The sequence below is a fragment of the Streptomyces sp. ADI96-02 genome (assembly GCF_003846185.1).
Taxonomy (GTDB): Bacteria; Actinomycetota; Actinomycetes; order Streptomycetales; family Streptomycetaceae; genus Streptomyces.
On record NZ_ML123034.1, the window covers coordinates 5056867 to 5068018 of the forward strand.

The 11152-nt window shown below is 75.1% G+C and carries 7 protein-coding genes; all 7 read left to right on the plus strand.

Going from position 1 to position 11152, the window contains the following annotated elements:
- Positions 1 to 160: 160 nt before the first annotated feature.
- On the plus strand, positions 161 to 3283 hold the full coding sequence (gene infB / locus EES43_RS22395) for a translation initiation factor IF-2 (RefSeq protein WP_124270366.1): 3123 nt from the start codon (positions 161 to 163) through the stop codon (positions 3281 to 3283).
- Between the two features lie 162 nt (positions 3284 to 3445).
- Entirely contained in the window at positions 3446 to 3739 is a 294-nt protein-coding gene (locus EES43_RS22400; protein WP_124270367.1) for a DUF503 domain-containing protein, read from the plus strand.
- 37 nt (positions 3740 to 3776) lie between these two features.
- Complete coding sequence (gene rbfA / locus EES43_RS22405; protein ID WP_124270368.1) at positions 3777 to 4253, plus strand: 30S ribosome-binding factor RbfA; 477 nt, start codon at positions 3777 to 3779, stop codon at positions 4251 to 4253.
- On the plus strand, positions 4250 to 5149 hold the full coding sequence (gene truB, locus EES43_RS22410; protein ID WP_124270369.1) for a tRNA pseudouridine(55) synthase TruB: 900 nt from the start codon (positions 4250 to 4252) through the stop codon (positions 5147 to 5149). The genes rbfA and truB overlap by 4 nt, the downstream gene beginning before the upstream one ends.
- A 190-nt stretch (positions 5150 to 5339) precedes the next feature.
- Positions 5340 to 8882 (plus strand): trypsin-like peptidase domain-containing protein, encoded by a 3543-nt coding sequence (locus EES43_RS22415; RefSeq protein WP_124270370.1) that lies wholly within the window; start codon positions 5340 to 5342, stop codon positions 8880 to 8882.
- Positions 8883 to 8926: 44 nt separating this feature from the next.
- The gene (locus EES43_RS22420) at positions 8927 to 9883 is read left to right on the plus strand and encodes a bifunctional riboflavin kinase/FAD synthetase (protein WP_124270371.1); all 957 of its coding nucleotides are present in this window, start codon (positions 8927 to 8929) and stop codon (positions 9881 to 9883) included.
- Positions 9884 to 9944: 61 nt separating this feature from the next.
- A complete protein-coding gene (locus tag EES43_RS22425; RefSeq protein WP_124270372.1) occupies positions 9945 to 11141 on the plus strand; it encodes an XdhC family protein in 1197 nt (398 codons plus the stop codon).
- Positions 11142 to 11152: the final 11 nt, after the last annotated feature.

The window sequence follows — 11152 nt, forward strand, 5'->3', positions numbered from 1 at the left end:
GTGACACCGTAGGAAAGTGAACGGCACGGGACCCCGTGCGGTCAGGTACCTCGCGAGTTGGAAGTAGGTCGAGATTGCGATGAGCACTCGATGAGTACGCGATGAGTACGCCCATGAAGTAGCGACGGTCCGGCGGTAACCCGGACCTAAAAGGAGCGAAGTGGCTAAGGTCCGGGTATACGAACTCGCCAAGGAGTTCGGCGTCGAGAGCAAGGTCGTCATGGCCAAGCTCCAAGAACTCGGTGAATTCGTCCGTTCGGCGTCCTCGACGATCGAGGCGCCGGTTGTACGCAAGTTGACTGACGCACTGCAGGGGCCCGGCGGCAACGCCGGCAAGTCCGCTGCCAAGCCCGGCGCGCCCCGCAAGGCGACGCCGGCCAAGCCCGCGGCGCCCTCACCGGCCGCCGCGGCACGTCCCGCCGCTCCCAAGCCCGGCGCACCGGCTCCCAAGCCGGCCGCGGCCGAAGCACCGGCGAGCAGCACCCCGGCGGCGCCCGCCGCGCCGTCGGCCGGTCCCCGTCCGGGCCCGAAGCCCGCGCCGAAGCCGGCCCCGGTGACTCCGGTCCCCGCCGCCGAGTTCTCGGCTCCGGCCCCGGCCCAGCCGGCCGCCCCCCAGCAGCAGCCCCAGGCCCCGCGTCCCGCGGGCGCCACGCCGGGACCCCGTCCCGCCCGCCCGGCTCCGGCCGGCGGTCAGCGCGACGGCGGCCAGCGTGACGGCGGCCGTGGCGGCGAGCGCGGCGGCGACCGCCCCGCACGTCCCGCCGGCCAGGGCGCACCGCGTCCGGGCGGTGCCCGTCCGGCCGGTCCCCGACCGGGCAACAACCCCTTCACCTCCGGCGGTTCCACCGGTATGGCGCGCCCCCAGGCGCCCCGTCCCGGCGGCGCCCCGCGCCCCGGCGGCGGTTCGGAGCGCCCCGGCGCCCCGCGTCCGCAGGGCAGCGGCCCCGGCGGCGCCCCGCGTCCCCAGGGCCAGGGCGGCGCCCGTCCGTCTCCGGGCGGCATGCCCCGCCCGCAGGCTCCGCGTCCCGGCGGCGGTCCCGCCGGTAACCGTCCGAACCCGGGCATGATGCCGCAGCGTCCCGCTGCGGGCCCGCGTCCCGGCGGTGGTCCCGGCGGCGGCCGTGGTCCCGGTGCCGGCGGCGGTCGCCCCGGTGGCGGCGGCGGCGCGGGTCGTCCCGGTGGCGGCGGCGGGTTCGCCGGCCGTCCCGGCGGCGGCGGTGGCGGCGGGTTCGCCGGCCGTCCGGCCGGTCCCGGTGGTGGCGGCGGCGGCGCGGGTCGTCCCGGTGGCGGTGGCGGCGGCTTCGGCGGCCGTCCCGGCTTCGGCGGCCGTCCCGGCGGCCCCGGCGGCCGCGGTGGCACACAGGGTGCGTTCGGCCGTCCCGGCGGTCCGGCGCGTCGTGGTCGCAAGTCGAAGCGGCAGAGGCGCCAGGAGTACGAGGCCATGCAGGCCCCGTCGGTCGGCGGCGTCATGCTGCCCCGCGGCAACGGGCAGGCCGTCCGCCTGTCGCGCGGCGCCTCCCTCACCGACTTCGCGGAGAAGATCAACGCCAACCCGGCGTCGCTCGTCGCCGTGATGATGAACCTCGGTGAGATGGTGACGGCCACGCAGTCCGTCTCCGACGAGACGCTGCGGCTGCTCGCCGACGAGATGAACTACGTCCTGGAGATCGTCAGCCCGGAGGAGGAGGACCGCGAGCTGCTCGAGTCCTTCGACATCGAGTTCGGCGAGGACGAGGGCGGCGAAGAGGCCCTGGTCTCCCGTCCGCCGGTCGTGACCGTCATGGGTCACGTCGACCACGGAAAGACCCGACTGCTGGACGCGATCCGCAAGACGAACGTCGTCGCGGGCGAGGCCGGCGGCATCACGCAGCACATCGGCGCCTACCAGGTCTCCTCCGAGGTCAACGGCGAGGACCGGAAGATCACCTTCATCGACACCCCGGGTCACGAGGCGTTCACCGCCATGCGTGCCCGCGGTGCGAAGTCGACCGACATCGCGATCCTCGTGGTGGCGGCCAACGACGGTGTGATGCCCCAGACGATCGAGGCGCTGAACCACGCCAAGGCGGCCGAGGTGCCGATCGTGGTCGCGGTCAACAAGATCGACGTCGAGGGCGCGGACCCGACCAAGGTGCGCGGCCAGCTCACCGAGTTCGGTCTGGTGGCCGAGGAGTACGGCGGCGACACGATGTTCGTCGACATCTCCGCCAAGCAGGGCCTCAACATCGAGGCGCTCCTGGAGGCCGTCGTCCTCACCGCCGACGCCTCGCTCGACCTGCGGGCCAACCCGGAGCAGGACGCGCAGGGCATCGCGATCGAGTCCCACCTCGACCGCGGTCGCGGTGCCGTCTCGACCGTCCTGGTCCAGCGCGGAACGCTGCGCATCGGCGACACGATGGTCGTGGGCGACGCCTACGGCCGCGTGCGCGCCATGCTCGACGACAACGGTCAGAACGTGCAGGAAGCGGGTCCCTCGGCCCCCGTCCTGGTGCTCGGTCTCACCAACGTCCCGGGCGCCGGCGACAACTTCCTGGTCGTCGACGAGGACCGTACGGCCCGTCAGATCGCCGAGAAGCGCGCCGCCCGCGAGCGCAACGCCAACTTCGCCCGCAAGGGCGTCCGGTTCTCCCTGGAGAACCTGGACGAGGCGCTCAAGGCCGGTCTGGTCCAGGAGCTCAACCTCATCATCAAGGGCGACGCGTCCGGTTCGGTGGAGGCTCTCGAGTCCTCGCTGCTCCAGCTCGACGTCGGTGAAGAGGTCGACATCCGGGTCCTGCACCGCGGTGTGGGTGCGGTCACCGAGTCGGACATCAACCTGGCGACGGGTTCCGACGCCATCGTGATCGGCTTCAACGTGCGCGCCGCGGGGCGTGCCGAGCAGATGGCCGAGCGCGAAGGCGTGGACGTCCGGTACTACTCGGTCATCTACCAGGCGATCGAAGAGATCGAGGCGGCCCTCAAGGGCATGCTCAAGCCGGAGTACGAAGAGGTCGAGCTCGGCACGGCGGAGATCCGCGAGATCTTCCGCTCGTCCAAGCTGGGCAACATCGCCGGTGTGCTGGTCCGCTCCGGCGAGGTCAAGCGCAACACCAAGGCGCGCCTGCTGCGCGATGGCAAGGTCATCGCGGAGAACCTCAACATCTCCGGTCTGCGCCGCTTCAAGGACGACGTCACCGAGATCCGCGAAGGCTTCGAGGGCGGTATCAACCTCGGGAACTTCAACGACATCAAGATCGACGACGTCATCGCGACGTACGAGATGCGCGAGAAGCCGCGAGGCTGATCCGCGGGGGACCCGGGGGAGACCCCGGGTCCCTCCACGGTCGGGGCCGGTCGACGGGTCGAATTCTCCGTCGATCGGCTCCGGCCGTTCCGGTACGGTTCTGGTGTCCCGCCAAGCTCTGGCGGGACACCGAACCCGAACCGGCGGGACATCCGGACACACATGTACGTGGGGACCCTGTCCTTCGACCTGCTCCTCGGCGACGTACGGTCGCTGAAGGAGAAACGCTCAGTCGTCCGCCCGATCGTCGCCGAACTCCAGCGCAAGCACGCGGTGAGTGCGGCGGAGACCGGCGGGCAGGACCTCCATCGCAGGGCCGAGATCGGCCTCGCCGCGGTCTCCGGGGACACCGGGCACCTCACGGACGTGCTGGACCGGTGCGAGCGGCTGGTCGCCGCCCGCCCCGAGGTGGAACTGCTGTCGGTGAGACGGCGGCTGCACAGCGACGAAGACTGAACCGTAAGCAATAAGCAGAAGGAAGAGTGACGGACCGGTGACCGACAACGCGCGGGCCCGCAAGCTGGCCGATCGCATCCAGGTCGTGGTCGCGGAGACCCTGGACCGGCGAATCAAGGATCCGCGGCTGGGATTCGTGACGATCACGGACGCCCGGGTCACCGGCGACCTGCGGGAGGCCACGGTCTTCTACACGGTCTACGGCGACGACGAGGAGCGGGCGGCCTCCGCCGCGGCGCTGGAGAGCGCCAAGGGCGTGCTCCGCTCCGAGGTCGGCCGGCAGACCGGGGTCCGCTTCACGCCGACCCTGGCCTTCGTCCCGGACGCCCTCCCGGACAACGCCCGCACCATCGAGGACCTGCTCGACAAGGCGCGGGCCAAGGACGCGGAGGTGCGCCAGGTGTCCACCGGCGCGCAGTACGCCGGGGACGCCGACCCGTACCGCAAGCCGGAGGACGAGGACGACGAGACCGACGGTCCCTCCGACACGAACGAGGGCCCGACCTCCGCATGACCGACCAGCAGACCACGCCGGACGGCCTTGTCATCGTCGACAAGCCGTCCGGCTTCACCTCGCACGACGTCGTCGCCAAGATGCGGGGCATCGCCCGCACCCGGCGCGTCGGCCACGCCGGCACCCTGGACCCGATGGCCACCGGAGTCCTCGTGCTCGGCGTCCAGCGGGCCACCAAGCTGCTGGGCCACCTCGCGCTGACCGAGAAGGAGTACCTCGGCACCGTCCGGCTCGGGCAGAACACCGTCACCGACGACGCCGAGGGCGAGATCACCTCGTCCGCCGACGCCTCCGCGGTGACCCGTGAGGGCATTGACGCCCAGGTCGCCGCCCTGACCGGTCCGATCATGCAGGTGCCGTCCAAGGTCAGCGCCATCAAGATCGACGGCAAGCGGTCCTACGCGCGGGTGCGCGGCGGCGAGGAATTCGAGATCCCGGCCCGCCCGGTGACCGTCTCCTCCTTCCGCGTCTACGACGTCCGCGAGGCCGTCGCCGAGGACGGCACCCCGGTGCTCGACCTCGTCGTCTCCGTCGTCTGCTCCTCGGGGACGTACATCCGGGCCCTCGCCCGCGACCTCGGCGCCGGGCTCGGCGTCGGCGGCCACCTCACCGCGCTGCGCCGCACCCGGGTCGGCCCGTACGGACTCGACGCCGCCCGGACGCTGGACCAGCACCAGGCGGAGCTGACCGTGATGCCGGTCGCCGAGGCCGCCGCCTCCGCCTTCGCCCGCTGGGACGTCGACGAGAAGCGCGCGAAGCTGCTCCTGAACGGCGTACGGCTGGACATGCCCGCCCATCCGCGGGGCCCGGTCGCGGTCTTCGGACCCGACGGCGCGTTCCTCGTGCTCGTGGAGGAGGAGAGGGGCAAGGCCAAGAGCCTCGCCGTCTTCGCCTGACCGCGTGGAGCGGGCGCCCACCCCCGGTCCGGCGCCCGCTCCACGGTCCCCTCCCCGGGATCATCTCTGTCCCGTCGGACACGGCTGTTCACCCCAATGGACGGGCGCTCGGAGTGAACGCGGGGTGCGCGGGGGGCGCTTTCCCGCTCAGCGTTTCTCCTGGCGATCACCGCCGCCCTACCGTCTGACCATGGGCAGCGGGGACCGGTCGAATCTGGTGAGAATCTGTGATCCGGTCGGCCGGCCGCGGGGAACGGGATTCGTCGCCGACGACCGCGGCACGGTCGTGACCGCCCACCAGGCCGTCGCCTCCGGGACCGCGCTCGTGCTCCACGGCACCGGAGGCCGCACCTGCCGCGTCGGCCCGGAGGACGTCACCGCGCTGCCCGCCCTCGGACTCGCCCTCCTGCGCACCGGCGGCCCGGACGCCCTCGACACGGAGCCCAAGGCCGTCTCCGCGCGCGAGCGCGTCCGCCCCGGCAGCTACGTCGGGATCGCCGCCCACGGACTGCGCGAGGCCCGCGTGCTCGGCACCGCGTCCGCCACCTACACCGCTCCGGACGCCGAACACCGCATCCCCGCCGCCCTGGAACTCGCCCTCGGCACCGACGGACGCGACGCCCTGCGCTCCGGCGGCACGGCGATCGGCGGGCCCGTCACGGACCCGGCCACCGGTTCCGTCCTCGGCGTCCTGAGCACCGCCCTCACCGTCCCGTACGAGTCGGCGGGCCTAGCCCTGCCGCTCACCCGCGGCGCCGACGCCGCCCTGGACGACCTGCTCCGCCGCAACGCCACGACCGTCCCCGGCTACGGCGCGGACCTCAACCTGGCCGGAGCGCTCCAGCTCACCGCCACCTCGGTCGGCTCGGCCGAAGGCCCGGGAGCCCGCGTGGCACCCGTCGAGCGCGGTGAGGCCCGCGCGGAGTTCGCCGCCTTCGAAGCCGGGCCCGGCACGGTCCTGGCCCTCGTCGGCGCCCCCGGCACCGGCCGCACCACCGAGCTGGCCGCCCTCGCCGCCCGCCGCGCCGACGGCGAGGCGCCCGCCCCCACACTCTGGCTGCGCGGCGCCGACCTGCTGCCCGACGACACCTCGATCGCCGACGCGGCCGACCGCGCCCTCGCCCGGTCCGCCCGGATCGTCACCGCCGCCGGGGCCCGCGGCGACATGACCACGGCCACGCCGGAACGCGTCGCCCGGCTCGCCGCCGAGGCCGGCCACCCGCTGCTCGTCGTCCTGGACGGCCCCGAGGAGATGCCGCCGCTGCCGGCCCGCCGCCTCGCCGAGTGGACGGCCGGCACGGCCTCCTGGCTGCGGGACCACGAGGTCCGGCTCGTCGTCGCCTGCCGCCCCGAGCACTGGGAGACGGCCGGCGCCCTCTACCCGCCCCGCGACCTGCACCGCCCCGAGCGCCCCGCCCGCCGGCTGCCCCCCGCCCTGCTCCTCGGCGACCTGACGGCGGCCCAGGCCGTGACCGCCAAGGAGCGCTACGGCATCCCGCCCGCCGCCCTCGCCCCCGGCCACGACCGGCACCCCCTCACCCTGCGCCTGCTCGCCGAGGTGCGCGACGCCCTGCCGCCCGACGTACCGGGCCGGCCCGACACCGAGGACGTCTTCGCCGCCCACCTCGACCTGGTGTGCCTGCGCGTCGCGGTACGGATCGCGGCGGCGGCGGACGAGCAGCCGCGCGGGGCCGCCGTGCGCCGGCTGGCCGCCCGGGTGGCGGGGCAGGCCCACGAGGCGGCCCGGCGCTGCCTGGGCCCGGGACAGGGCGAGCTGGACCGCGAGGCGTTCGAGGAGATCTTCCCCTGGCGCACCGGCTGGGCCTCCGCCGTACTCACCGAGAGGCTGCTCGTCCCGGCCGGCGCGGGCTACCGCTTCGCCCACGAGGAGCTGGGCGACTGGGTGCAGGGCGCCCATCTGGACCTGGACGCGGCGCTGCGGTCGCTGGTGCACCGGTGGCACACGGGAAGCGGCGGCCCGGACCCGTCGCCGCGCCCCCGCCCGGCCGACGACGCCCGCAGCCTGCCCGTGCCCCGCCACCGCATCGGCCCGGTCGTCCAGGCGATGCTGCTGCTCGGCCGCCGCCAGGGCACCGCCGCCCCGGCGCACCGGATGGCGGACCTCATCGAGGCCCTGGACCGGCTCTGGACGGACGAGGGGCCGCGCGACGAGGACGCCGCCTGGTGGGCGGCCCACCTGCTGGCCGGCAGCCTGCTCCGCGTCCCGGACGCCCGCCCCTACCTCGGCGTGCTGCGGGTGCTCGCCGGGCGCATCACCCGCCGCTCCGCCGCCGGCCCCGCCGACCCGGGGGCGTACGGAGAGTTCGGGCCGTGGTTCTGGCGGCGGCTGCGGCTGCCCGAGGAGGACCGGATCGACCTGCTCCGCCGCCTCGTGCCCGCCGACGGCGTCCCGCGCGCCGACGGCGACGAACGCTACCTGGACGTGGTGGCCGACTGCCTCGCCCTCGACCCGCCCGCCGTGCTCCCGCTGCTGTGCCGGTGGTTCACCGACGAACGCCCGCTGCTGACCGGCCCCGACGCTCCCGACGTGCCGGAGCGCCCCACCGTCGCCGCCGCCGCGCAGGCCCTGCTGTACGCCCGCCGCGACCTGGCCGTGGACGACCTGGCGGACGCGCTGATCGCCACGCCGCACCAGCGCGCCGGCGAGCTGCTGGCCGCCCTCGCGGAGGAGGAGCCCACCGCGCTGTGCCGGGCCGTCGACCGCTGGGCCCGCGACGAGGACCGCCCCGCCCGCCGGTCCGCCGCCGCCCGCTACGCCGGCCTCCTGCGCGACCGCGTCACCGCCGACGGCGACCGGGCCCTGCTGCGCTCGGCGGCCGAAGCCCTGCTCGCCCGGCCCGAGGACGCCTCCCTGCACGCGGCGGCGCTCACCCTCCTGATCCGGGACCCCCGCACCCGCACCCGCCACCTCCCGCAGACGCTGCGGGCGTTCGCGGCGGGCGACCCCGGCATCTCCGTCGGACTCCTCGCCGACGCCTTCCCGGCCCACCCCGAACCGGTCCTGGCCGCCCTGCGCGCCCGCCTCGCCCGGCCCGGCGACAGCGGGGGAGCGGTGCTGCGCGCGCTCGCCGGGCTCGACACGCCCGCCCTCGCCCTGCACGTCGCGGGCCTGGTGCGCGAGTACGTCGACGGCCACCCGCGGGACGGCGCCCGGGCCGCCGAGTACGTGGACCTCCGCCTGGAGCACGGCCCGGCCGCCCGTGCCCTGCTGCTGCCGCTGGTGACCGGCCTGCTGCGGGACCGGCCCGCGCCGCCGCCGGTGCGCGCCGCGCTGGCCCGGGTGCTCGCCGGGGCCGGGAGCCCCGAATCCCGGCCGCTGCGGGCGGAGCTGCTGGAGGTCCTGCTGGAGTTCGAGCAGGTGACCGGGCGCGATCCGGACGTGCTGGAGGCCCTGCTCAGAGCCGCCGCCGACGGGGCCGGGAGCCGTCCGGAGATCCGTACGAGAGCGCTCGTGCACCGCACCGGAGTGCTGCTCGTCCGCACCCCGGAGGGCGCCGCCCGCTTCGACCGGCTCCTGCTCGAACTCGCCCGTGACGTGCCCGGATTCGCCGCCCTCGTGATCCGCTGGCTCGCCGACGCGCCCCAGGAGTGGGCGGCCGTCGTGGGACCCAGCGCCCGGCACACCGTGGCGGCGTTGGAGACATCACGTCCGCGGATGCCGATGCCGATGCAGGCCGCAGGGCGTGAGCATGGCAGTCTTAGACCTGCGTAATCGACAGACGACACGTACACAGGTTCGGGCGAGGAGCGGTCACAGTGCAGCGCTGGCGTGGCTTGGAGGACATCCCCCAGGACTGGGGACGCAGCGTCGTCACCATCGGCTCCTACGACGGCGTGCACCGCGGACACCAGCTGATCATCGGCCGGGCGGTCGAGCGCGCCCGCGAGCTGGGCGTCCCGTCCGTCGTCGTCACCTTCGACCCGCACCCCAGCGAGGTCGTCCGCCCCGGCAGCCATCCGCCGCTGCTCGCCCCGCACCACCGCCGCGCCGAGCTCATGGCCGCGCTCGGCGTCGACGCGGTGCTGATCCTCCCCTTCACCACCGAGTTCTCCCAGCTGTCCCCGGCCGACTTCATCGTCAAGGTCCTGGTCGACAAGCTGCACGCGCTGGCCGTGATCGAGGGTCCCAACTTCCGCTTCGGCCACCGGGCCGCCGGGAACGTCGGCTTCCTGACCGAGCTGGGCGGCACCTACGACTACACCGTCGAGGTCATCGACCTGTACGTGACCGGCGACGCCGGCGGCGGGCAGCCGTTCTCCTCCACCCTCACCCGCAGGCTGATCGCCGAGGGCGAGGTCGCGGGAGCCGCCGAGATCCTCGGCCGCCCGCACCGCGTCGAGGGCATCGTCGTGCGCGGCGCGCAGCGAGGCCGCGCGCTCGGCTTCCCGACGGCCAACGTGGAGACCCTGCCGCACACCGCGATCCCCGCCGACGGCGTGTACGCGGGCTGGCTGGAGGCCGACGGCGAGTCGATGCCCGCCGCGATCTCGGTCGGCACGAACCCGCAGTTCGGCGGCACCGAACGGACCGTCGAGGCGTACGCCATCGACCGGGTCGGCCTGGACCTGTACGGCCTGCACGTCGCCGTGGACTTCCTCGCGTACGTGCGCGGCATGCTGAAGTTCGACACGGTCGACGACCTGCTGGTCGCCATGGCCGGCGACGTGAAGCGGTGCGCCGAGCTGATCGCCGCCCACGACCGCGACCGCTGACCCACCACCCGGCGGCAGCCTCCGCCGTGCGCCCCGCACCACCGCGGCGGATGCTGACAGGGTGCGCGACATCCTCCCCGACCTCCGGGCCCGCTGCGCCGACGGGACGCCCTTCGCCCTGGCGACCGTCGTCGCCGTGCGCGGCAGCGCGCCCCGCGACCCCGGCGCCGTCCTGGCCGTGGACGCCCGCGGCCAGGTGGCCGGCAGCGTCTCCGGCGGCTGCGTCGAGAGCGACGTGTACGAGGTGGCCCGCGAGGTGCTGGCCGGGGCCGAACCGCGCGTCGTGTCGTACGGCATCAGCGACGACGAGGCGTTCGGCGTAGGTCTGACCTGCGGCGGCACGATCGACGTCCTCGTGCGCGCCTACGCCTCCGCCGCCGAGCTGGCGGACCTGGCGCGGGTGCTGGACCTGATCGCGGCCGACCGGCCGGTCGCCGAGGCCACCGTCCTCGGCGGCGACGCGGCCCGGACCGGGGCCCGCCTCACGGTCCGCCCCGCCGCCGAAGGCCCCGCCACCGGAACGCTCGGGGACAGCGGCCTCGACGCCGCCGTCACCGAGGACGCCCGCGGGCTGCTGGCCCAGGGGGCCACCGGCGTCCAGCGCTACGGCGCGCACGGCCGCCGCCGGATGCAGGAGGTGTCCGTCTTCATCCGGTCCTACGCCCCGCCGCCCCGCATGCTCGTCTTCGGCGCCATCGACCACGCGGCGGCCACCGCGCGCATCGGCTCGTTCCTCGGCTACCGGGTCACCGTCTGCGACGCCCGCCCCGCCTTCGCGACCCGCGAACGCTTCCCGACCGCCGACTCCGTCGTCTGCGCCTGGCCGCACGCCTACCTGGAAACCACCGAGGTCGACTCCCGCACCGTCATCTGCGTCCTCACCCACGACCCCAAGTTCGACGTGCCGCTCCTCGCGGCGGCGCTGCGCACCCCCGCCGCGTACATCGGGGCCATGGGCAGCCGCCGCACCCACCGCGACCGCGTTGCCCGGCTGCGCGCGGCCGGAGTGGCGGAGCAGGACCTGGCGCGGCTGGCCTCCCCCGTCGGGCTCGACCTCGGGGCCCGTACGCCCGAGGAGACGGCCGTCTCGATCGCCGCCGAGATCATCCAGCACCGCTGGGGCGGCACCGGACGGCCGCTCGGCGCGCTGACGGGCGCGATCCACCACGGCGGACCGATCCATGACGGCGGACCGACGCACCACGACGGGCCGACGCGCCACGGCGGACCGGACGGGCCGCACCCGACGGCGGACTGAGCCGCCCGCCC

Coding starts and splice junctions, on each gene's coding strand:
- EES43_RS22415 (WP_124270370.1), top strand. CDS start 5,340: ATGGGCAGCGGGGACCGGTCGAATCTGGTGAGAATCTGTGATCCGGTC.
- EES43_RS22400 (WP_124270367.1), top strand. CDS start 3,446: ATGTACGTGGGGACCCTGTCCTTCGACCTGCTCCTCGGCGACGTACGG.
- truB (WP_124270369.1), top strand. CDS start 4,250: ATGACCGACCAGCAGACCACGCCGGACGGCCTTGTCATCGTCGACAAG.